This is a genomic window from Streptomyces botrytidirepellens (assembly GCF_003721215.1).
Lineage (GTDB): Bacteria > Actinomycetota > Actinomycetes > Streptomycetales > Streptomycetaceae > Streptomyces > Streptomyces himastatinicus.
In genome coordinates this window covers 19401-45297 of record NZ_RIBZ01000885.1, presented here as the reverse complement: position 1 = coordinate 45297, position 25897 = coordinate 19401, and the positions used below count along the sequence as shown (strand labels likewise).

3 protein-coding genes are annotated in these 25897 nt (G+C 71.3%); all 3 read right to left on the bottom strand.

Annotation, left to right across the window (positions count from 1 at the left end; all coding sequences use genetic code 11):
* Window positions 1-131: 131 nt before the first annotated feature.
* Genes EEJ42_RS49710 through EEJ42_RS49700 form a run of 3 tightly spaced genes read right to left on the bottom strand, consistent with a single transcriptional unit; the run spans window position 132 to window position 25833 of the window.
* Entirely contained in the window at window positions 132-1325 is a 1194-nt protein-coding gene (locus EEJ42_RS49710; protein WP_123108734.1) for a cytochrome P450, read from the bottom strand.
* On the bottom strand, window positions 1322-19789 hold the full coding sequence (locus tag EEJ42_RS49705; RefSeq protein WP_123108733.1) for a non-ribosomal peptide synthetase: 18468 nt from the start codon (window positions 19787-19789) through the stop codon (window positions 1322-1324). The genes EEJ42_RS49710 and EEJ42_RS49705 overlap by 4 nt, the downstream gene beginning before the upstream one ends.
* Complete coding sequence (locus tag EEJ42_RS49700; protein ID WP_148082255.1) at window positions 19786-25833, bottom strand: non-ribosomal peptide synthetase; 6048 nt, start codon at window positions 25831-25833, stop codon at window positions 19786-19788. Before EEJ42_RS49700 ends, EEJ42_RS49705 begins: the two co-directional genes overlap by 4 nt.
* Window positions 25834-25897: the final 64 nt, after the last annotated feature.

The window sequence follows — 25897 nt, the reverse complement described above, 5'->3', positions numbered from 1 at the left end:
ATCTCGTCTGGTCTGGCGTGAAGTCGGGGGACGCCGCCTCCCCTGACGACCCCACGCCGCCATGATGCCATGTTGGCGCAATCATAAAGGCGTTGTTTGCCACAAATGGCGCCAGCTTGGCTTGAGTGGCGTCACCCAACGGCGACAGGCAGGTCCCGGACGCTGATCAGGTCGTGTGAGGGGATGAACGTCGGTGGCGCCTGCGGGTCGAGGCCGAGCACGGGATAGCGGTCGAAGACGATGTCGAGTGCGACGCGGCCCTCCAGCCGGGCCAGCGGGGCACCGAGGCAGAAGTGGATGCCGCGGCCGAAACCGATGTGCGGGTTGGGGTCTCGCGTGACGTCGAAGTTGTTCGGGTCGGTGAACTGGCGGTCATCCCGGTTGGCCGCGGCGCACCAGACCATCACCATCCGCTCGGCCGGGATCCGCTTGCCGGCGAGCTCGGTGTCCGTGCTGGTTGCCCGGTAGACGGCCGAGACCGGCGTCATGAACCGGTGGACCTCCTCGAACGCGGTGGGCACCAGCGAGCGGTCGGCCCTGACCTTGGCCTGCTGGTCGGGGAAGGCGTCCAGGCACAGCACCGAGTTGGCCAGCAGCATCGCCGTGGTGGTGTGCCCCGCGACCAACAGCAGATTGCCGATCTTGGCGATCTGCTGGTCGGTCAGCCGCTGCCCGTCCACCTCGGCCTCCACGAACCGGGTGAGCAGGTCGTCGCGACCGCGCTTGCGGCGCTCGCCGGCGTGCTCGAGCAGGTACTCCGTGATCCGATCCGAGGCCTCAAGCTGGGCTCGAGCGTCCTGAGCCTGCTTCTCCGGGTCGTCGGACAGGTCGAACCGCCCGTTCGCGGCCATCATGTCGTCGACCCACTGCTTGAACAACGGGTAGTCGCCGGCGGGCACGCCGAGCAGCTCGGAGATCACGGTGATCGGCAGCGGGTACGCCAGGTCGGCCACCAGGTCGAACCGATCCCGGCCCTGGAGCTGGTCGATCAGCTCGTGGGTGATCTCGGCGACGCGGGGCTCCAGGTCGGCGACCACCCGCGGGGTGAACGCGTGTGCCGCCAGCTTGCGCAGCTCGCGGTGTTCCGGCGGGTCGAGCTGGAAGAGGTTGCCCTCGGCGAACTCCTCGCCGCCCTCCGGCGCGAACCGGCGGGCCGTCTGGGACGAGTAGACCTCCGTGTCGTTGAGGACTTCCAGCGCCTCCGGATATCCGTAGACGTGCCAGATGTCGGTGGACTCGTCCCGCCACACCGGATGCTCCGGCCGCTCGCCGCGCATCCAGAAGTGCTTGGGGTTCCCGGCCCACTGGTCCGCGAGCAAGGTCATCGGTTCTCCTCCATGGCTGAGATGGACTGAGCGGGCGCCAACGCCGCGGTGATGGCCCGGCAGATCTCGGCGACTGGTCCCGGCAGGTGCATGTCGATGTGCTTGCAGTGGATGTCCTGTTCGCTCACCGTTCCGGTGACGTGCGCCGGCCACAGCCCGGCGTAGGACCCGTCCTTGTCCTCGGTGGCGTTGCAGAACAACACATCGCCCTGGAAGACCGGTGACTGGAAGTCCTTCAGCATCCGCATGTGCTCGATCATGATCGCCGACGTACTGTCCACAAGGGACTGTTTGTCGCCGTTGGGCAACCCCGCCAGCGCGGGCAGGTGACGGCCGAAGAAGTACCGTGCCTCGTCCAGGTCGGGGACCTCGTTGTCGGCGAACCACGAGGCGGGAACGCAGTCGAGCAGGACGAGTGTGGCCACCTGATGTCCCCTGCGCTGGAGTTCGGCAGCCATCGCATGGGCCAGGGTGCCCCCGAGCGAGAGTCCGATCAGGGTGAACGGCCCATCCGGCTGCACGCGCAGGACCTGGGTCACGTAGTCGTCGACCATCTCCTCGATCGAGGCGGGGATCGGAACGTCGGTGAATCCCCTCGCCTGGATCGCGTAGACCGGCCGGTCGTCGGGCAGGTGGTTGATGTAGCCGAGGTACGCCCACGACAGGCCGATCCCGGGGTGTACGAACCACAGCGGCTCGCGGTCGCCGGTGGTGCGCAGAGGCAACACGACGTCGAAGGGATCGCTGTGGCCGTTGGTGTCCGCACCGGAGGTGAGCTGCTCGGCCAGCCCGGCGACGGTCGGTGACTGGAAGACCGCGTGAATCGGAAGGTCGACGCCAAGTGCGGCACGGATCCGGCTGATCAGTCGGGTCGCGAGCAACGAGTGGCCGCCGAGGGCGAAGAAGTCGTCATCTACCGCCACCCTCGGCAGGCCGAGTACCTCGGCGAACAGTCCGGCGAGGGCCTCCTGCCACGGCGTGGACGGCGCGCGCCCGCTGCCGGCAGCGGCGTAGTCGGGCGCCGGGAGCATCCGGCGGTCGAGTTTTCCGTTGGGTGTCAACGGCAGTTCGCCGATGGCCAGCACAGCGGCGGGCACCATGTACTCGGGCAGCCGCTTGCGCACGTGACCACGCAACTCGGTGGCGAGGGCGACGATCTGCCGGGCCCGCACCGGGTCGTTGTACAACGACCTGCCTGGGTCGCCGCCGACGACGGTGCCGGACACCGCCGGCTCCCCCACCGGTCCGGCGGGGAGCAGGACCAGGTCGAAACGCTCTGGCACCGCTGCGGGGACCGCCAGCGCGCTCCAGCCGTGTGCGGCCGCCCACTCGTACGCGTCCGCCGGATCGACGTCACCACCGAAGCGGGCATTCGGCAGCCCGGTGATCCGCACCGGGCCATCGGGCTGCCCCCGGCGGAACCGCTCGGCGTCGGCGAAACCGTGCCAGGGCCGGCTGGGTGCGTCGGCCACGTCCTGGGTTCGCGCAGTGTGCAGCACGACTTCGTAGCGGTGCCGAGTCAGCTCGTTGTGGTGGTGGCCGGGCTTGAGCCGGATGTCGGCCCCCATGTCGTGGGCGCGTGCCCAGTCGTCGAACCAGTCGGGGGCGACCACGAGTTCCCGCTCGGTGAGCACGGCCCGGTCGACCGCGGTATGCACCGCCGACTCGGCCGCCCCCGGGGTGCGGACCCGTGCCACCTCGGCGTGCAACGTGCGCAAGGAGTCCGCGTTGCGCACGTCACCGACCACGATCCGGCCGTTGGGGCGCAACAGCGTGGTGATCTTGTCGAGCACGGTCCGCAGGTACTCGACGTTGGGGAAGTACTGCACCACCGAGTTCAGCACCACGACATCGAAGTGGTCCGTGGGAAGGCCGTCGGTCTCGTCGGCGGCCAGGTCGAGCAGCCGCACGCGGTCGGCGAGCCCGGCACCAGCACACTGCGCACGGAGGCGGTCGATCACCTCGACCGAGAGGTCCGTGCCCCAGAACTCGTCGACGTGGGGTGCGATGCGCGACAGCAGCAACGCCGAGCCGACACCGATCTCCAGAACCCGTCGCGGCGACGACCGCAGCACCTGCTCGACCGCGGCATCCCGCCAGGCCGACATCTCGGCGAGCGGGATCGGCTCCCCGGTGTAGGCGGACTTCCAGAGGGCGAAGTCCTCGCCCCACTCGGCCTGCGTCGACTCCTCGACCGTATAGGCCCGGTCGTAGACCTGCCGCCACTCCTCCACCTGCTCGGCCGCATCGACAGCCGCGCCGGCGGTTTCGGCCGGGACGATGTAACCGACAAGGCGACGGTCGCCTGGCTGGTCCTCCCGAGCGATCACGGCGGCCTGCGCAACGCCCTCGTGCGCGCTGAGCACGGCCTCGATCTCGCCCGGTTCGATCCGGAAACCACGGACCTTCAGCTGGAAGTCGGCGCGGCCGACGTAGTCCAGTTCACCGTTCGCCCGCCGGCGGACCAGGTCACCAGTGCGGTACATGCGGTGGCCGGCGGCGAAGGGATCGGCGATGAACCGCCCCGCGGTCAGCCCTGGCCGACCGAGGTAGCCGCGGGCCAGGCCGAGACCCGCGATGTACAGTTCGCCGACCACACCCGGCGGCACCAGCCGCAGGTACTGGTCGAGCACATAGACCTGGGTGTTGGCAATGGGTGCGCCGATCGAGGGTGCCGAGTCGGTGACCGCCGCACTGGTCGACCAGATGGTGGTCTCCGTTGGGCCGTACAGATTGGTGGCACTGATTCCGGCCGTCCGCAGCACATCGGCGAGCGCGGGCGGCAGCGCCTCGCCCCCGACGAGCAATCGCAGGCCGCGCAGCGCCTCCAGGTCGTGCGCGACGAGCGTCTGCCACAGCGACGGAGTCGCCTGCATGATCGTGACCCCGTGCCGGCCGATGAGGTCCAGCAACGCGCTCGGCTGGGTCACCGACTCGGTGGGCACCATGACGACGGCGGATCCGGCCAGCAGCGGCAGGTACATCTCCAGTCCGGCGATGTCGAAGGCGGCGGTGGTAACCGCGAGCAGCCGATCGTTCGGTTGCAGCGGGAACTCGTGTGCCATCGCCCCGAGGAAGTTCACCAGCGCGACGTGGGGTATGACCACGCCCTTCGGTGTCCCCGTGGAGCCGGAGGTGTAGATGACGTACGCCGCGTTGTCCGGCGCCAGGCCGACGTCTGGTGCGGTGGTGGGGAACCCGGAGAGATCCAGCGCAACGGTCTCGGCATCGACCACCAGCGCCGGGTCGCAGTCGCCGACGATGTAGTCGACGCGGGCGGCCGGGTGCGCCGGGTCGACCGGGACATAACTGGCCCCGGACTTGAGCACGGCGAGCAAGGCCACCGGTAGGTCGAGCGACCGCGGCAGCATCACGACAACGCGGCGTTCGGCGCCGGCACCGTTGCGGATCAGGTAGTGCGCCAACTGGTTCGCGCGGGCGTCGAGCTCGCGGTAGGTCAGCGTGGACTCACCGGAGATGATCGCGACGGCATCCGGCGTCGCCTCCACCCGCTGCGCGAACATCCCGGGCAGGGTGAGCTCGGGCACCGGTCGTTCGGTGGCGTTGTAGTGCCGTAGCAGCAGTTCCAGTTCGTCCGGTGCCAACAGCTCCAGCGACCGCAGGGGTTCCTCCGGTGCGTCGGCCAGCTGGGCGAGCACGCGGCCGAGCCGGGCCGCGATGTCCGTGACCACCTCGCCGCGGAACGCGGAGTCCTGGTATTGCAGGCCGACGCGGAGCACGGGATCAGCGGACGCCACGACGACCAACGGGTAGTGGGTACCGCTGAGCGGGCGGATACCGGCGACGGCGATGCCCGCGGCGTCGGTGGCCTCGCTGATGCCCGCGCGGTCGATCGGGTACGACTCGAACAACACGAGGGTGTCGAACAGCGTGCCCGCCCCGGTGGCGCGCTGGATGTCGGCCAGCCCGTGATGGTGGTGGTCCATCAACGCCGTCTGCCGCTGCTGCAACGTGGTCAGCACACTGGCGAGGGTGTCCGCGTTGGTGGTACGCACCCGGACCGGGATGGTGTTGACGAAGAGGCCGACCATCGAGTCCACGCCCTCCACCACGGGCGGCCGCCCGGACACGGTGGCGCCGAAGATGACGTCGTCGCGGCCGGTCAACGCCGACAGCAGCACCGCCCACGCCCCTTGCACCAGAGTGTTCATCGTGATGCCGAGCTCGGCGGCGCGTCGGGCCAGCTTCCGCGCCCGCTCCGTCCCGAGCGGCACCTCGACCTGCCCCAGCCCGGACTGTGTGTGGTCCTCGCCCGCGGCCAGCAGGGTCGGCTCCGTGACACCCCTCATCTCCTCGGCCCACTGGCGGGCCGCCGCCGCACGATCCTGAGCGGCGTACCAGGCGAGGAAGTCGCGGAAGGGCCGGACCCGGTCCAACGCGCCGGGATCGCCCGAAGACTCGTAGAGCCGCAGCAGGTCGCGCATCAGCAGCGGCAGCGACCAGCCGTCGTAGAGCACGTGGTTCGCGGTGAACACCAGCTCCGAACGCTCGGACTCCATCCGTACCAGCGACATGCGCAACAGCGGTGGCCGGGCCGGGTCGAAACGGGTGGCGTGGTCCTCGGCCAGGAGCTTCTCGAACGCCTCATGCCGCTCGTCGGCGCTGAGCGAGCGCAGGTCGACTTCGGTCCAGGGCAGATCGACGTCGTCGACCACGAGCTGAAGCCAGCCACTGTCCGCATGGGACACGAAGGCGGCGCGCAGGTTCGGGTACCGGTCCAGCAGCGCCTGCCCGGCCCGGCGTAGCCGTTCGGCGTCGACGGATCCGCTGAGGTGGAACACCAACTGCATGTGGTACGCGTCGAACGTCGATTGCGCGAGCATGCTGTGGAACAGCAGCCCCGACTGCATCGGTGTCAGCGGCCATACGTCGCGCAGCCCCGGGTAGCGCCGCGCGAGCAGGTCGATCGCGTGCTGGTCGAGCGAGACCAGCGGCAGGTCCGACGGCGTGAGCCCGCCTGCCCCGGGGTCAGCGACGTGGCGCGCGAGCCCGGCCAGCGCCTCGGTCCACAGGTCGGCCAGCGCAGCCACCTCGGCCCGGGAGAGCAGTCCGGTCGGGAACGCGAACCGGGCGGCGAGCGTCGGGCCGGCCGCGGTCTCCACCACGTACGCGCTGATGTCCACCGTGGCCATGGCCGGTTGGTCGGCGTCGAGATCGGCGAGCAGGCCGAGCGCGTCACCCGCCACCGCCCAACCGGTACCGGATACCTCGCTGTCGGCGGCAACCCTGCCGAGGTAGTTGAACCCGATCTGCCCCACCGGCAGCCGGCTCAGCTCCCGCTCGGTGTCCGGGTTCAGGTAGCGCAGCATGCCGTAGCCGATTCCCTTGTCCGGCAAGGAGATCAGCTGTTCCTTGACGAACTTCACCAGCGCGCCGGCCGTGGGGCCGCCGGCGAAGGCGTCGGTGACGTCGATACCGGTGAGATCGAGCCGGACCGGGAACATGCTGGTGAACCAGCCGACCGTGCGGGACAGGTCGGCGCCGGGAACAACCTGTTCCTCCCGCCCATGCCCCTCGAGGCGGATGAGTGCCGACGGTTCCACGACCCCGCGATCGGCCCGCCACCTGGTCAGTGCCAGCGCGAGCGTGGCGAGCAGTCCGTCGTTGACGCCACCGTGGAACGCGGCGGGCACACGGTTCAGCACCGCCTCGGTGGCCTCTGCCGAGACCTCGACCACCACGCTGTCCACAGTGGCCATGGTGTCGACCGCTGGGTCCAGCGCGCGGGCGCCGAGCAACGGGTCCGGGCCGTCGAGGATCTCCTGCCACAGCGGCATCTCCCCGGCCCGCTCGGCCGCCGCGTCGACCAGCGCATGCGCCCAGCGCCGCACCGAGGTACCGACCCTGGCGAGGACCGGGGTGCGGCCCGCGTGCGCGGCCTGCCACGCGGTGGCGAGGTCCGGCACGAGGATGCGCCAGGACACACCGTCAACCACGAAATGATGCAGGACGATCAGCAGCCGGTCCTTGCCGTCCGCCCGGTCGAACCACACGAACCGGGCCATCTCGCCGGCGACGGGGTCGAGTTCCCCGGTGGCGGCGTCGAGCTCGGCCGTGGCGAGCAACCGCCAGGCGTCGGTGTCCCATGCGGACTCGCACGGCACCCGGCGCAGCAGCGGCGCCGGGTCGACCGAACCCGGTTCGCCGATCACCATGCCGTCGTCCACGAACCGGGACCGCAGTACGTCGTGGCGGTCCAGCACGGCGCGCAGCGCGGCGACCAGCTCGTCCGCCACCACACCGTCGGGCAGGTCCAGGATGACCGACATCGCGAACCTGTTGCGGATGCCGCCGAGCTCTTCGAGGTACCTGGCCACCGGTGGCAGCGGGAGCGGGCCGCTGGCGCCTCCCTCCAGCTCGGCGAGTACGGGCCGCTGTCCTGTACTGCGACGGACGGAAGCGGCGACCGCGAGCTCGGCGACGGTACGGCACTCGAAGACATCCCTCGGGGTGATCTCCACCCCGAGGGCGCTCGCCCGCGCAACCACCTGGATCGAGCGGATGCTGTCCCCGCCGACGGCGAAGAAGTCGTCATCCGTGCCGACCTGGCCGAGGCCGAGGACCTCGGCGTACACCCTGACGAGGATCTCCTCGTCCGACGAGCGCGGGCCGCGGTACTCGGCGGCGACGAACTCGGGCTCGGGCAGTGCGCTCCGGTCGAGCTTCCCGTTGGGGCGCAACGGGAACCGGTCCACAACCATGATCGCGGCAGGCACCATGAACTCCGGCAGCCGGGCGGCGACGAACCGGCGCACCTCGTCACGGGAGACACCGGAGACCAGATCGACATCGGCGTCGAGATCGTCTTGGTGCACTCCTTCCGGGATGACGTAACCGACCAGCCTGGGACGGCTCTGGCCGGCGCCGTACACGGTGACCGCGGCCTGGGCGACGCCGGGATGGGCGGCCAGGGCCGCTTCCACCTCGCCCGGTTCGATGCGGATCCCGCGTATCTTCATCTGGGCGTCACCCCGGCCGACGTACTCCAGGGCGCCGTGCTCGTCCCAGCGCGCGAGATCGCCGGTGCGGTACATCCGGCTCCCCGGCGGCCCGAACGGGTCGGCCACGAACCGGCCGGCGGTCAGCGGTGTCCGTCCGTGGTAGCCACGGGCGATGTCCCCGGCCACGTACAGCTCGCCGACAACCCCGACCGGCACCGGGCGCAGGCCGTTGCCGAGCACGTACGCGCGCATGTTGCCGAGCGGGGAACCGATGCGTATCCCGTCGCCGAGCACCGGGAACGCGGTGGCGTAGAAGCTCTCGGTCTGCCCGTACGTGTTCACCACGCGTACGCCCGGGATCGCCTCGCGCACCTTGTTCACCAGGGCCTCCGCCAGCGGCTCGCCCGCGAAGACGACGGCGCTCAAACTGATCTTCTCCGGCACCTGCTCCAGCAACTCGGCGAACACCGAGGGCACGGAGCTGACGACCCCGCCCGTCCATCCGCCGCGCTCGCCGATCACCAGCACATCGCGGGCGACTTCGACGGTGCCACCGGCGAGCAGCGTGGCGAAGATCTCGAACACCGAGACGTCGAAGTTCACCGAGGTCGCCGCAAGCATCCGGGTGGTCGAGTCGATGCCGACGGCGTCGATGAGCTGGGTCAGCCCGTTGACCACGCCCCGCTGGGTGATGGCGACCCCCTTGGGGGTACCGGTGGAGCCGGAGGTGTACATGACGTACGCGGTGTTGGCCTGCCGCGATGCCACGATCACGCCCGCGCCGTTTGGACGGGGCTGGTCCAGGTGGATGCGGGGGCAGTCGATCGCCGGGAGCACGTGCCCGGTAGCGGTGTCGGTGATCACCAGTGCCGGCCGGGCATCACCGAGGATCAGCTCCAGCCGCGCACTCGGGTACCGCGGGTCGATCGGGAGGTAGGCGCCGCCGGCCTTCCACACCGCCAACAGCGCGACGACAAGATCCGCCGACCGCGGCAGTGCGATGCCGACGACGGTCTCCGGACCGACACCGTGGCCGGCCAGCTCCGCCGCGAGCCGGCTTGCCAGGCTGTCCAGCTCCCGGTAGGTCAGCACGACCTCGTCGCAGTCGACGGCGACCGCGTCGGGGGACAGCGCGACCTGGCGTTCCACCAGCTGCGCAACTGTCAGGTCCGGGACCGGCACGGACGTGTCGTTGAAGGCCACCAGCACGCGGTCCAGGCCGGCGGGTCCCATCAGATCGACGGCACCGACCGGCTGCTCGGGGGCGGCGACGAGGCCGGAAACGAGCCGGACGAAGCAGTCGGCGATGCCCTGGGCAGTGCTTCGGTCGAACAGGTCGGTCGCGTACTCGAGCGCGCCGACGACACCCCGGCCGGGCAGGTCGGCCATGCTGACGAACAGGTCGAACTTGGCCGTGCCGGTCCGTACGTGCTCGAAGCCGACGGTGAGCCCGGGGAAGGTGAAGTCCTCGCGTGTGAAGTTCTGCCAGGCGAACATCACCTGGAACAGCGGTTGGTACGCGGTGGACCGCTCCGGCTTGAGCAACTCCACCAGCCGCTCGAACGGGATGTCCTGGTTCTCGTACGCGGAGAGGGCCCGGTCCCGCACCTGGCGCAGGAGGCCGAGGAAGGTCGGGTTGCCGGACAGGTCGGCGCGCAGCACCCAGGTGTTGACGAAGAAACCGACCAGATCGGTGAGCTGCTCGTCGGTGCGGTTGGCGATCGGCGAGCCGATCGTGAGGTCGTCGCCGCCGCCGAGCCGGGACAGCAGCACCGCCAGCACGCCCTGTAGCGTCATCGCGACGGTGGCGTCGTTGGCCCGGGCCAACGCTTCGACCCTGCGCATCGTGTCCCCGTCCACCGCGAACTCGACGACATCGCCGCGGTGGCTCGCCTTGGGCGGGCGCGGACGGTCCGTCGGCAGTGGCAACGGCTGTGCGATCCCGGCGAGTTCGGCGCGCCAGTAGGAACTCTGCGCCGCCATCAGGCTGTCCGGATCGGACTCGTCGCCGAGCAGTTCGCGCTGCCACAGCGTGTAGTCGAGGTACTGGACCGGCAGGTCGGCCCAGTCCGGTGCCACGCCGTCGAGCCGGGCCTCGTAGGCCGTGGCCAGGTCACGGGCCAGCGGCGCCATGGACGAACCGTCGGTGGCGATGTGGTGGATCACGAGCACGAGTACGTGTTCGTCCGGCGCGGACCGCAGCAGGCACGCCACCACCGGAATCTGGCGTGCCAGGTCGAACCGGTGGTTGGCGGCCGCCACGATGGCGTCGTCGACGTCCTCGGGCAGCACGTCGACGACGGGCACGTCGACGCGGACCCCGGACGCGGGCAGCACCCGCTGGTGGGGAACGCCGTGGGCGTCCTCGACGAAGATCGTGCGCAGGCTCTCGTGGCGTACGACCACGTCCCGCACCGCGGCCCGCAACGCGGCGGGTACCAGCTCGCCGGTCAGCCGCAGCGGGAACGGCGCGTTGTAGGTGGCCGACGGTCCTTCGAACCGGTCGATGAACCACAGCCGCCGCTGGGCGAACGACAGCGGCGCTCGCTCGGGCCGGCTGGCGGCCCGGCGCAGGGCGGGCCGGACCCGGGTGTCCGCCGAGAGGTGGCCGGCCAGCTCGGCGACCGTGGTGGCCTGGAAGACCGTGGAGATCGGGATCTCCACGTCGAAGGCGGTACGGATCCGGCTGACCAGCCGGGTGGCCAGCAGCGAGTGGCCGCCGAGCCGGAAGAAGTCGTCGTCGATGCCCACCCGGTCGAGACCGAGCACGTCCGCGAACAGTGCGCAGAGGAGCTGCTCGCGCGGGGTGCGGGGACCGCGGCCCGACGCCTCACCCGCCTGGTCGGGCACGGGCAGGGCCCTGCGGTCGACCTTGCCGTTGGCGGTCAGCGGAATCTCTCCGACCGCGATCAGGGTGGCCGGCACCATGTACTCGGGCAGCTGGGCCCGCAGGTGGTCGTGTACCTCGGCGACGAGCGCACCGATCCGACGTGCCCTCGCCGGGTTGTTGGCCAGGGTCGGGCGGCCGGCGGGGACGAACCCGCCGGCCAGGGCGCGCCCACGGGCGATGTCCCGGGGGACCAGGACCGCGTCGAAGCACTCCGGTGCCGCGGCCGGGACCAGCGCCACGCCCAGGTCGTGCTCGGTCGCCCACTGCGCGAGGTGCTCGGGATCGACCGCCGCTCCCCCGGCCAGGCCCGACGCTTCGACGTCCCCGGTGAGCCGGGCGTTCGGGATGCCGCTGATCCGCAGCGGACCCCCGTCGTACTGGCGGGCGAGCTCGTCGATCCGGTCCACTTGGTGGCCCCACCGCAGCACCGGCGCGGCGCCGAGGTCGACCACGTCGTCAGCGGCCTTGTGCAGGGTGACCTCGAAGCGGTGCCGGGTCAGCTCGTTGTGCGCCGGCCCGCGCTTGAGCCGGATGTCGGCGACCGCGCCGTGCCGGGTGGCCCACGTGTGGAACCACTCCGGGTCCAGCACCAGCTCCTCGTCCAGCAACACCGCGCGCGCGACGGCCGCGCGGCGGGCGGTGAGCGGCTCTTCGGGATGGCGGGCGTACCGCACACCGGCGTGGAACAGCGACAGCGACGCCGCTGACCGGACGTCCCCCACGATGATCCGCCCGCCGGGGGCGAGCAGGTCCACCGCGTGGGTGAGGACGGCATCGAGGTAGCCGGCATCCGGAAAGTACTGGACGACCGAGTTCACCACGATCGTGTCGAAGTGGTGGGCCGGCATCTCGCCGAGCTGGTCGGCGGCTGCCGCGCGCAGCCGCACCCGGTCGGCGAAGCCCAGGCGCCCGACCTGCTCGGTCAGCCGGTCGATGACGGGCGCCGAGAGGTCGGTACCCCAGAACTCGTCGACCTCCGGCAGCAGCTGGGACATCAGCAGGCCGGAACCGACACCGATCTCCAGCACCCGCCGCGGCGACCAGGCCAGGATCTGATCCACCGCGGCCGCCCGCCACTCCCTCATCTGCGGCAACGGGATGGGCGCCCCGTCGTAGCTGGAGTTCCACCCGTTGAAGTCCTCACCCCAGACGACGTCCGTGTCCGCGTAGAGGTCGTCGTAGAGCTGCTGCCACTCGTCGACCTGTTCGACGGCACCGGCCGCGTCGCCGTCGGCGTCCCCGGGAACCAGGTAGCCGACCAGGCGCCGGTCACCGCCCGCATCCCCGCTCCAGACCACGACGGCCTGGGCGACCTCGCCGTGGGCGAGCATCGCCGCTTCGACCTCGCCGGGCTCGATCCGGAACCCGCGGATCTTGACCTGCGCGTCCACCCGGCCCCGGAACACCAGCTCTCCGCCGGAGCCCCGGGTCACGATGTCGCCGGTCCGGTACATCCGGCCGCCAGCGGGCCCGAACGGGCAGGTCACAAACCGTTCGGCGGTCAGGCCGGGGCGGTGTGCATACCCGCGGGCCAGCCCGGTGCCGCCGATGTACAGCTCGCCCGGCACCCCCGGCAGCACCGGGCGCAGCGCGGCGTCCAGCACGTGGACGTGCATCCCGTCCATCGGTGCGCCAATGGGCACCGGGTCGCGGACGTCGCCCAGCGAACGCATCGGGTGGCAGGTGGCGAACGTGGTCGTCTCGGTGGGGCCGTAACCGTCCACGACGGTCAAACCGGGGCAGGCCCGCATGACCCGCTCGATCGCGGCGGGCTGCACCACGTCACCACCGGTCCAGACCTCGCGGACGCCCGTGAGGCAGGCCGGGTACTCCTCCGCGACGACGCTGAACAGTCCGGCGGTCAACCACAGCGCGGTCACCTCGTGCTCGGCCACCAGCGCCGCCAGCACTGCGGTGTCCAACCGGCCGGGGGGTGCCACCACGACCCGCCCGCCACCCAGCAGCGGGGCCCACAGCTCGTAGGTCGAGGCGTCGAACGCCTGCGGCGAGTGCACCAGCACCCGTTCGTGGGCACCACCGCGGTAGTGCCGGTCGTCGGCCAGCCCGACGACCGCCCGGTGCGGCACGGCGACGCCCTTGGGGACACCGCTCGACCCGGACGTGTACATCACGTACGCCTGCTGGTCCGCGTGGTACTCCTGCGTGGGCAACGGCGCGGCCAGCGCAATCCGCTGCGCCGCGGCGGGTTCGTCCAGCAGCAGCGTGGGACGGTCCCCCTCGGTGAAGAGCCCGGCGAACTCGGCCACCGTGACCACGAGCGCGGGCCGGGCGTCGCGCAGCATGAAGGCCAGGCGGTCGGCCGGGTAGTCGGGATCCACCGGAAGGTACGCGCCACCTGCCTTGAGCACGGCCAGCAGGGCCACGACGAGGTCGGGCGACCGCGGTAGCGCGACCCCGACCACTGTCTCGCGGTCCACGCCCTGCGCGGCGAGAACCGCCGCGAGCCGATCGGACCGAGCGTCCAGTTCTCCGTAGCTCAGCGCGGTGTCACCGAAAACGACGGCGACGGCGTCCGGGGTCGCCATGGCCTGCGCGGTGAACCGCTCCGGGATCGACTGCCCCGCGTCGGCGTCGGCGTCGGCGGTGTCGGTGACCTCGCCGGTCACGTGGCCGTACTCCGCGGTCCCGGGTAGGTCGACCTGGCCCACCAGGGTGTCCGGGTCGGCCACGAGCTGCCCGAGTACCCGCGACACGAGGGCCGCGAAGGTCTCCACGGTCCGGCGGTCGAACACGTCGTGCTGGTATTGCAGGCCAACGCGCAACCTCGGGTCACCGAACGCCATCACCACGAGCGGGTAGTGGGCACCGCTGAGCGGGCTGACCCCGGTGACCCGGATGCCCGCGGCGTCGTTGGCCTCGGCAAGGGCGACTGCGTCGATCGGGTACGACTCGTAGCCGACCAGGGTGTCGAACAGCACGTTCAGTCCGGTCGCCTGGTGGATGTCGAGCAGCCCGTGGTGCTGGTACGCCAGCAGCGCGCCCTGGCGGCGCTGTAGCTCGGTCAGCAGCCCGCGCAGGGTCTGCGCCGGGTGGCATTCGACCCGCACCGGCAGTGTGTTGATGAACAGCCCGATCGTCGAGTCCATGCCGGCCACCTCGGGGGTCCGGCCGGACACCGCGGCGCCGAAGACCACGTCGGAGCGCCCGGTCAGGTAGGCGAGCACCAGGGCCCAGGCACCCTGCACCACGGTGTTCATCGTCAGGCCGAGTTCGCTCGCCAGTCGTTCGAGAGCCTGCGCCCGGTCCGCGCTGAGCGGGACGTCGACCTGGCCGATGCCCGAGGTGGCGGGCCCGTCGGCCGGCTGGGAGACGAGCAGGGTCGGTTCCTCGATGCCGGCCAGTTCCCGTGCCCAGGCCGCCGCCCCGGCCTCGTGGTCCTGCGTGACCAGCCACCGCAGGAAGTCGCGGTAGCCACGCACCCGTGGCAGCCCCGAGCCGTCCCCGCCGGACGCGTAGAGGTGGAGCAGATCCTGCATCAGCAGCGGCACGGACCAGCCGTCGAAGAGCACGTGGTGCGCGGTGAGCACCAGCTCGGACCGGTCCGGGCCGATGGTGACCAGGGTGAGCCGCAGCAGCGGAGCCGCCGCGAGGTCGAAGTGCGTGGCGTGCTCCTCGTCGAGCAGCGCATCGAGGGTCGTCCGGCGCTCGGGCTCGGGGAGTCCGCTGAGGTCGACGTGCCGCCACGGCAGGTCGACCCGGTCCGGCACGACCTGCACCCGGTCCCCTTCCGCGTTGCGGGCGAACGCAACCCGCAGGTTGGGGTACCGGTCGAGCAGCGCCTGCCCGGCGCGACGCATCCGGGTGGGGTCGACGGGGCCATCGAGATGGAACACCAGCCGCATCTGGTACGCGTCGAAGCCGGCGCCCGCGAGCTGCGCGTGGAACAGCAGGCCGGACTGCATCGGCGTCAACGGCCAGACATCGCGCAGCCCCGGATAGCTCCGTTCCCAGGCGGTGATCTCGTGCTGGCTCGCCGAAACCAGCGACAGGTCCGATGGCGTCAGCCCACCGGCGTCGGGCTCGGTCGCGTGCCGCACGAGGCCGTGCAGGGCCTGCTCCCACAGCCTGGCCAGCTCATCGACATCGTCGCCGGTGAGGATCTTCGACGCGTAGTCGAAGCGCGCCAGCAGTGCCGGGCCTTCGGCGGTGTCGGTGACCAGCGCGTGCACGTCGAGCACCGAGAGCGCGGGCATGGCGGGATCGGGCACCGCGACCAGGTCCGTGGTGCCGTCGGCCTGCCGCCAGCCGAGGTCACGCAGGTCCTGGGGCATGTCGGTGGCCGAGTAGCGGCCCAGGTAGTTGAACCCGGCCTGGGGCGACGGGTAGCGCCGCAGGACCGACTCGGTGTCCGGGTTCAGGTACCGCAGCAGTCCGTACCCGATCCCCCGGTCCGGCACGGCACGGAGCTGCTCCTTCACCGTCCGAACCGCTTCCCCCGCCTGCTGGGCACCGGCGAACGCGCCGCGGAGGTCGATGTGGCCGAGGTCGAGCCGGACCGGGTGCATCGCGGTGAACCAGCCGACCGTGCGGGACAGGTCGGCGCCCGGGACGATCTGCTCCTCGCGGCCGTGCCCCTCGACGTTCACCAGCAACGAGGAGTCCGCCGAGTCGCCGCGGCCGCGACGCCACTGGGCCACCGCAATCGCCAGCGCGGTGAGCAGACCGTCCTGGACGTCACCGTGGTAGGCGGTGGGCAGCGTGGTCAACAGGTGTTCGGTGACCGAAGCGGGCACCCGCTGCCACACGTGGCCAACGGTCGCCATCACGTCGACCGCCGGGTCCAGCGGGCGGGAGCCGAGGGTGGTGTCCCGCGCCCCGAGGATCGCGCGCCACTTCGGCAGCTCAGCGACTCGCTGCGGGGAGTTGGCCTCCGTCACCAACGCGTGTGCCCATCTGCGCATCGAGGTGGCGACGGGCGGCAACGAGACCGTGTCGCCGTCTGCCACCTGCTTCCACGCGACGGCCAGGTCTGGCAGCAGGACACGCCAGGACACGCCATCGACGACGAGGTGGTGCAACACGATCAGCAACCGTCCCGCCCCCTCCGACGGGGCGAACCAGACGAACCGGGCCACGCACCCGTCCGCCGGGTCGAGCCTGCCGGTGGCGGCGTCCAGTTCCGCGACCGCGCGGTCGTGCCACTCCTGGCCCCAGGGGCCCTCCCAGTCGACCTTGCTGACCAGGGGCGCCACGTCGACCTCGCCCGGGGCGGTGACCACGAGGCCGTCCGGCACCAGCCGCGACCGCAGCGCGTCGTGGTGGTCGACGACCGCGGTCAGCGTGGCCAACAGTCCGTCCCGGTGGATACCGGCCGGCAGCTCGACGACCATCGACATGGCGAACCGGTTCACGTCGCCGCCGAGGTGCAGCACGTGCCTCGCCACCGGCGGCAGCGGCAGCCGGCCGGTGCCGCCGCCCTCGAGCTCGGCCAGCACGGACCTGTTCTCGATCACCGCGCCCGCCGCCCTCGCCGCGAGTTCCTCCGCCGTCCGGCACTCGAAGACGTCCCTCGGCGTGATCTCCAGGCCGAGTCCCTTGGCGCGGGACACGATCTGGATCGAGCGGATGCTGTCCCCGCCGAGGGCGAAGAAGTCGTCGTCGACGCCGACCCGTTCGAGCCCGAGCACCTCGGCGTAGAGGCCGGTGAGGATTTCCTCGCCGGGCGTGCGCGCAGCGCGGTACTCCCCCGTGCCGAACTCGGGTTCCGGCAGCGCCGCCCGGTCGAGCTTGCCGTTCGGAGCCAGCGGAAGACGATTCAGCAGGACGAAGACCGACGGGACCATGAACTCGGGCAACCGCTCGGCGGCAAACCGGCGCAGGTCCCGCGCGGAGAGCGTGGCCGTCAGGTCCACGTTCAGGTCGCCGAGGCTGTCCACGTCGCCGAACCCCTGGTCGCCGGCGGCGACCGGGACGACGTAGCCGACGAGGTGCTTGCCCGACTCACCCTCGTAGGGCGTGACCACGGCCTGCGCCACCCCCGGGTGTGTGGTGAGCGTGGCCTCGACCTCGCCGGTCTCGATGCGCACGCCGCGGATCTTGACCTGGGCGTCGTCGCGGCCGACGTACTCGTGGACACCGTCGTGGCCGGCCCGGACGAGGTCGCCGGTCCGGTACATCCGCGCACCGGCCGGGCCGAACGGGTCGGCGACGAACCGGGAGGCGGTCAGGCCACCGCGGCCGTGGTAGCCGCGGCCGATGAGACCCGCGACGTAGAGCTCACCGACGACGCCGGGGGGCACCGGCCGGAGACCCGGGCCGAGGACGTAGCACCGCATGTTGCCCAGCGGTGACCCGATGGGGACGGCGGGTCGCTCGCCCGGCTCACCGGTCGCGGTGAACGTCGTGGCGTAGAAGCTCTCGGTCTGCCCGTACGCGTTGACCACCCGCGCCCCCGGCGCCGCGGCGCGAACCCGTCGCACCAGGGAGGTCGGCAGCGCCTCGCCGGCCAACACGATGGTCGCCGCGTCGATGCCGTCGGTCACCTGGTCGAGGACCTCCGCGAGGACCGACGGCACGGTGCTGATGACGTCGCCGGACCAGCCGCCGCGCTCCCCGATGACGAGTCCGTCGCGCACGATCTCGACGCAGCCGCCGACGGAGAGCGGGGTGATGATCTCGAACACTGACACGTCGAAGTTGACCGACGTCGCGGCGAGTACGCGCGACCCCGTGCGCACACCGATGACGTCCGCGAGCCCTCGGACACCGTTGATCACCCCGGCGTGCGTGATCACCACGCCCTTGGGCGCGCCGGTCGACCCGGACGTGAACATGACGTACGCGGCGTTGTCCGGGCCGGCCGAGTCGATCGGACCGTCGTCCGCGGTGTCGACGTCCCGGTCGAGCAGCATCACCGACACGTCCGCCGCGGGCAGCACCGACGCGGTCGCGCTGTCGGTGAGAACCAGCCGCGGCCGTGCCTCGGCGAGCACCGCGCCGAGTCGCCTGCTCGGATACTGCGGGTCGATGGGCACGTAGGCGGCACCTGACTTGAGGATGCCGAGCATGCCGACCACGAGGTCGGCCGTCCGGGGCAGCGCGATGCCCACCAGGTCCTCCGGCCCGATGCCTCGGCCGGCCAACGCGTTCGCCACCTGGTTCGCGCGTGTGCGCAGCTCGCCGTAGGTGAGCGACACGCCCTCGCTGATCACGGCCACCGCGTGGGGATCAGCGTCGGCCTGCGCGTCGACGAGGCCGGGGACGGTGAGTGCGGGGACGGGGGACGTGGTGCCCGCGAACCGCTCGAGCAGCCGGCCGCGCTCGGCAGCGGTCAGGGTGTCCGCGAGGGCCACCGGCAGGTCCGGATCCTGGGTCAGCTGCTGAACCAGGCGCAGGTACCGCGTCACGATGCCGGCCGCGGTCGCACGGTCGAACAGGTCGGTGGCGTACTCGAGATAGCAGCGCAGGCCCCCGGTTTCCGGGTCGGGGAAGAGGTTGAACTCCAGGTCGAACTTGGCCGTCCGGGTTTCGAGCACTTCCAGCCGCGCGGTCAGGTCCGGCAGCTCGATGTCGATCTTGAAGTCGTCCTCCCAGGTGAACATCACCTGGAACAGCGGGTGATACGCGGTGGACCGCTCCGGATCGACCAGCTCGACCAGGCGCTCGAACGGGGCGTCCTGGTTGTCGTACGCGCTGAGGGCCTTGTCCTTCACCAGCTCCAGCAACTGGCCGAACGACGGGCCGCCGGACAGGTCGGCCCGCAGCACCCAGGTGTTGACGAAGAACCCGACCAGGTCGGCGAGCTGGTCGTCGGTGCGCCCGGCGATCGTCGACCCGATGGCAACGTCGGTGCCCGCGCCGAGGTGCTGGAGCAGGGCCACCAGGCCGGCCTGCATCACCATGGGCAGGGTCACCCCGTGCGCCCGGGCCAGTGCTTCGACTGCCGCCAGTTCGGTGCGGCTCAGCGAGCCGTCGACCAGGTCACCGCGGTGGCTGGGTACCGGCGGCCGCGGCTGGTCGAGCGGGAGCCTGGTCGGCTGGGGAATACCGGCCAGTTCCTGGCGCCAGTACTCGGCCTGTCGCGACAGGAGGCTGTCCGGGTCCGTCTCGTCGCCCAGCATCTCCCGTTGCCACAGGGTGTAGTCGACGTACTGGACGGGAAGTTCCGGCCAGTCCGGCGCTTCGGTCCGGACCCGCGCGGTGTAGGCGGCGGCCAGGTCGCGGGCCAGCGGCGCCATCGACTCGCCGTCGCTGGCGATGTGGTGGATCAACAGCACCAGCACGTGCAGGTCCGAGCGGACGCGGAACAACGTCGCCCGCAGCGGGAGGTCCACCGCGATGTCCAGTTCCTGCTCGGCGGCTGACGAGACCGCCGCCTCCAGATCCGGTTCGGCCACGTCGACAACGGGCAGGTCCACAACCGCCCGGTCAACGGGAAGTACTTCCTGGCACGGCACGCCGGCGTCGTCCGTCACGATCAGGGTGCGCAGACTCTCGTGCCTGGCGACGACGTCGTGCAGGGCGGCACGCAGCGCCGGGGCGTCGAGACGTCCCGCCAGGTTCAGTCGAAACGGCACGTTGTAGGTCGCCGACGGGCCCTCGAACGTGTCGACGAACCACAACCGGCGCTGGGCGAACGACAATGGAATCACGACTGGTCACTCCTGTTCATCCGGCGCAGACCTGGCCTGGTGGACTCGTTGGCTTCCTTGACCGCGCGCGCCAGGTCGACGATGGCGGAGGACTGGAAAATGGTCCGGATCGAGATGGTGACGCCGAGCTCCTTGCGGATACGGCTGCTGAGCCGGGTCGCCAGCAGCGACGTCCCGCCCAGTTCGAAGAAGTCGTCGTCGATGTCGACGTCATCGACCTCGAGTACCTCCGCGAACAACGCGCACAGTGCTTCCTCGTGCCGGTCGCGCGGCTCGCGGTGGACGCGCTCCGCCCGTTCCGCCGAGGACAGCGCGGACACGTCGACCCTGCCGTTCGGCAGGCGAGGGATGTACGTCAGCAGGACGACGGCATCCGGGACCATGCAGCGCGGCAACCGATCGGCGGCGAACTCAGCCAGTTCGCCGGTGTCCACACCGGCACCCACCACATATGCGATCACGTGCGGAAGACCGTTTTCGATCCCCGTCACCACGGCGACCTCAGCCACCTCGGGGTGCTCGGCCAGCGCCGATTCGACCACGGGCAGGCTGATCCGCACGCCGCGCACCGTCACCTGTCCGTCGGTACGGCCAACGCGCTCCAGACCGCCGTTCCGCCCGCGACGCACCAGCTCGCCGGTGCGGAACATGCGAGACGCACCCGGACGGAACGGATCCGGGACGAACCACACCGCGGTTGTCGCGGGCCGGCCGTGATAGCCGAGTCCGAGCGCCGGGCCGGCGACGTACAGTTCGCCGACAGCCCCGGGTGGCGCAGGTTGGAGGGTGCTGTCAAGCACGTAGAGCCTCACGCCCGGTAACGGTGGGCCCGGCGAGACGTCATCGGACACCTGCTCATCGGAATCCAGCGAGGGTGTGTTCGTGCAGCCGGTCTCGCTCGCGGCGTACGCGGCTGCGCTTTTCGTCAGATCACCCTGCACGCCGGGCTCGGCGGCGATCTCGACGCCGCCGCCGGCGCACACCGCGCCGAGCACGTCGGCCAGCCACAGGCCGAAGTCGCCGGTGAAGCCGGTGAGCAGGCCCGCTTCCGTCGCGGCCTGCTCGATGCGTGCGGCGAGACCCTCATGGCTGACCGCAACGGTCCGGCGGCCGTCCGGATATCCCCAAGTCGGCAGCAGCGCGGCGACCCGCCCCGGGTGTACCGGTTTCGGTTCACCTGCTCCGGCCGCCGGCGCGGGCAGGTCGGCGAGCACCATGTCCCCGTCGTCGTCCGCGGCCACCAGGCAGCCGCCCGCGCGCAGCACCGCCACCAGTGCGATCACGACATCCAGCGAGGGCGACAGTCGAAGCGACACCGTGGTTTCCGGTACAACACCACGGTCGGTCAACGCCCGCGCCACCGCCGTGGCCCTGTGGTCGAGCTCCCGGTAGGTGAGCGAGTCCTCGGCGCACCGCACCGCGACGGCGTCCGGTGTCCGCGCCGCCCGGGCGGCGAGCAGCGCGGAGACCGTCTTCCCGACGGGTGCGGGATCCTCGGCGACCGGGATCGTCCGCTCGGCCGCGAAGAGGGCGTCCACCGCACCGGAGCGCATCACCGGGTTTTCCGCGATCTGGCGCAGGATCTGGGCGAACCTGGCTGCGATGTCGGCCGCCGCCGCCCGGTCGAACACGTCCCGCCGGTACTGCACGCAGGGCCGCAACGGACTGTCGGGCTCGGCGAACACCATGAGGGCCAACGGGTAGTGGCTCACCGTGAAGGAGCGGATTCCCACCACCTGCAACCCGGCCACATGGCCCGCGGCGGCGATGCCGGTCCGGTCGAGCGGGAACGACTGGAATCCGACCACCGTGTCGAACAACGCTGTCAGGCCGGACGCCTGGTGCAGCTCGCTGAGTCCATGGTGGTGGTGATCGAGCAACGTGGCCTGCCTGCGTTGCAGGTCGGTGACCAGTTCGGCGAGCGTGCGGGCGGGATCGCAGTCCAGGCGGACCGGCACCGTGTTGAGCAGCATGCCCACGATCGCGTCCACGCCGGGCACCACGGGCGGGCGTCCGGAGACGACGGCTCCGAACAGGACGTCCCGCCGGCCGGTCATTTTGGACAGCAGGAGCGCCCACGCCGTCTGGACGAGGGTGTTCACCGTTACCCCGAGCCGCGCGGCACACGTGGTGACCGCCTCGGTCTCCGCCCCGGAGAGCGTCACGTCCACCTGGCCGATGCCCTCGCCGCCGTCGGTCCGGCGTCCGCCGCCGACCAGCGTCGGCTCGTCGACCCCGTCGAGTTCACGCGCCCATGCGGCTCCCGACTCGTTCGGGTCCTGCTCGGCACGCCACTTGAGGAAGTCCCGTTGGCTGCGTGCCCTGGGCAGTCCCGCGGAGCCTGAACCGTAGTGCAGCAGCAACTCCCGCACGATCAGCGGAATCGACCAGCCGTCGACGACCGCGTGGTGTGCGGTGAGCACGAGGTCCGCCACCTCGGGTCCGCTGTGGACGAATGTCATCCGCAGCATCGGCGGCACCACGGGGTCGAAGTGTTCCCGGAGGTCGTCGGCGAGGAGCCGCTCGAACGCGGTCATGCGCGCGGCCTCGTCCATGTCGCCGAGGTCGACCACGCGCCACGGCAGCTCGGCGTCGGCGAGGATGAGCTGGACCATCTCCCCGCGACCGTCGGGGGCGAACACCGACCGCAGGCCCGCGTGGCGTGCCAGCAGTCGCTGCCCGGCCGCGCGCATCCGCGCGGGATCGATCGGCCCCAACAGCCTGAGCACGTACTGCACCTGGTAGGCGTCGAAGCCCGAGTCGACCACCATGCTGTGGAACAGCAGGCCCGACTGCAACGGCGTCAACGGCCAGACGTCCATCAGGTTCGGGTGCCGCTCGGCCCACCCGTCCAGGTCGGCCTGGGTGACCGACACCAGCGGTACGTCCGAGGGCACCAGCCCACAGATGCCCGGGGTGGCCGCGTGGCGAGCCAGTCCCGCCAGCGCGGTACGCCACAAGTCCGCGACTTCCTCCACCTCATGGCGGGCCAGCACGCCCGAGGGGGCGGTGAACATCGCGCGCAGTTGCGGACCCTGCTCCGTGTCGACGAGGCTCGCGTTGATGTCCAGCTCGGCCGGCGCGGGCATCCTCGGGTCCTGACCGGCGTCCAGCTGCGCGAGCTGGGGCACGTCGACCCGGCTCCAGTCACCGGCGTCCGCCGGGGCGAAGCGACCGAGGTAGTTGAAACCCACCTGCGCCATCGGATACTCGTCGAGCACCGCCGCGGTGTCGCCGTTGAGGTGGCGCAGCAGCCCGTACCCGATGCCCTTGTCGGGGACTGCCCGCAGGCGCTCCTTGGCCAGCATGACGGCCCGGCCCGCGGCCGGGCCCCCGGCGAGCGCGTCGGTGACGTCGATGCCGGCGAGATCAAGACGAATCGGGTACACGGTGGTGAACCACCCCACCGTCCGCGACAGGTCGGCTCCCGGTGCCGCCCCCTCCTCCCGGCCGTGTCCCTCCAGCCGGATCAGCACGGACGATTCGGCATCCCCCTTGGCTCGACGTCGCGCGATGAGCGCCAGTGCCAGCGCGGCGAGCAGGCCGTCCATCACTTCACCGCGGAACACCGACGGCACCGTGGTCAGCAGCGCCTCGGTGACCAGGACCGGTACTGTCACCGGGATGTCGACCACGGTGCCGACCACATCGGCCGACGGGTCCAGCCGACGCGTGCCGAGCAGCGGGTCCGGTCCGGCCAGGATCGACCGCCACAGCGGCAGTTCGGCCAACCGTCGCGGATGACGCGCCTCGTCGGCCAACGCGTGTGCCCATCTGCGCATCGAGGTACGCACCTCGGGCAACTCCGGTTTCTGTCCCCTGCGGACAGCGGCCCACGCACTGGCGAGGTCTGCCTGGAGGATGCGCCAGGACACACCGTCGACAACATGGTGGTGCAGAACCACGAGCAGCTTGCCCGGCCGGCCGTCGAACCATACGAAGCGGGCGACGGCCCCCGAGGAGGGGTCCAGGCTCGCGGCTGCCCTGTCCAGCTCCCGCGCCAGTGTCCGGTGCCAGGCCGGGTCGGATTCGTCGACGCCGTCGACCCGGTCGATGGCAGCCGAAACCGTACCGGCGGACGCCACCACGATCTCGTCTCCCACCAGACGTGCCCGCAGCATGTCGTGATGGTCCAGCACCGCCAGCAGGGTTGCGGTCAGGCCCGCCTCGTCGATCCCCTCGGGCAGGGACAACACCATTGCTTGCAGGAAGCGGTCGAATCCCGGGCCCCAGCCCCGGATCCACCGCGCGACCGGCAGCAACGGCATCGACCCGGTGCCGCCACCGTCGAGCTCGGCCAGTGCGGTGGCCGGCGGTGCCGCCGGCCGCGTTGCGGCGAACTCGGCCAGGGCGGCCACCGTCCGCAGCTCGAAGATGTCCCGGGCGCTGATCTGCACGCCGCACTCCCGCACGCGCGAGACCACCTGGATCGACTGGATGCTGTCGCCGCCGATCGCGAAGAAGTCGTCGTCGACGCCGACCTCCTCAAGCCCGAGCACCTCGGCGAACCGCTGCGCGAGCGCCGCTTCCGTCTCGTCGCGTGGCGCCTGGTACGCCACCTGCCGCTGCCGAGGCGCCGGCAGTGCCGCGAGATCGGGCTTTCCGTTGGGGGTGAGGGGGATCCGGTCCAGCGGCACGAACGCCGCCGGGATCATCGGGGCGGGCAGCAGCCGTGCCGCGAACGCGCGCAGGTCGCCGGCTGAGAAGGCCGGCAGCAGTGCGAGGGTGCCGTAGGAATCGCTCGACACACCGGTCGACCGCTCCGCTCGCTCCTCCGGTACGACGTACGCGACGAGCTGCTTGCTCGACCGCGTCTCGCGGGCGACGACCACCGCGTCGGCGACGCCGGGGTGCGCGGCGAGAACGGCCGCCACCTCGTGGGTCTCGATTCGTACGCCGTGGATCTTGACCTGGGTGTCGGCCCGGCCATGGAACACGAGCGTGCCATCCGCCGACCAGGCCGCCAGGTCCCCGGTGCGGTACATCCGGGCGCCGGTCGGCCCCGACACGTCCGGGACGAACCGGGCCGCGGTCTCCCTCGGGTTGCCCAGGTAGCCGCGGGCCAGCAGGGGGCCGGACACGTACAGCTCGCCGACCGTGTCCGGCGGGACCGGGCGCAGCGCGGCGTCCAGGACATGGACCTGTGCACCCGTGATGGGGCGGCCGATGGTCGGCATCCGGCCGTCGGCGATCAGCGGGTCGCTCATGGTGGCGCACACGGTGGTCTCGGTCGGCCCGTAGGCGTTGATCATCTTCCGGCCGCCGGCCCAGGTTTCGACGAGGGTCGGCGTGGTCGCGTCCCCGGCGACCACCAGGCACTCGACGGCGGGCATCGCCCCGGCCGCAAGGGTGGCCAGCACGGGCGGCGGCAGCGTCACGTGGGTGACCTGGCGGGTCGCCAGGGTCTCGGCCAGCGGGCGGCCGGGAGCGAGATCCGCGTCGTCCGCCAGCACCAGCGTCGCGCCGGAGAGCAGGGCCATGCACAGCTCCCACACCGAGGCGTCGAACCCCGGGGAGGCGAACTGGAGCACCCGGCTGCCCTGGGCGACGCCGAGTTGGCCGGCGTGGGCGGCGGCCAACCCGGCGAGTCCACTGTGGGTGACCACCACGCCTTTCGGCCGACCGGTCGAACCCGAGGTGTAGATGACGTAGGCGCTTTGCGTCGGCCGTGGGAACCCCGGCACCGGGACGTCCCCGCCGAGCTCGTCGAGGCTGAGGATCGGCACCGCCACCTCGGGCAGCTCCGTGTTGGCGGACCGGTCCGCCACCACGAGTGTGCAGCCCGACCCATTGGCCATGTATGCGAGGCGCTCGGCCGGGTGTGCGGTGTCCAGCGGGAGGTATGCCGCGCCCGCGCGGAACACCCCGAGCAGCGCGGTCACCCAGTCCACCGACCTGCGCAGGGCAACCGCGACAACGGATTCGGCCCGCACTCCGGCCGCGAGCAGCCCACGCGCTACCTGTTGGGCTCGTTCGTCCAGCTCCCGGTAGGTCAACGACGCGCTGCCGGACTCCACGGCCACCGCGTCAGGCGACGCCGTCACCCAGTGGTCGAACAATTCCGGAAAAGATCGTGCGCCACCGTCAGCATTGGCGCCCAGTTGTCCC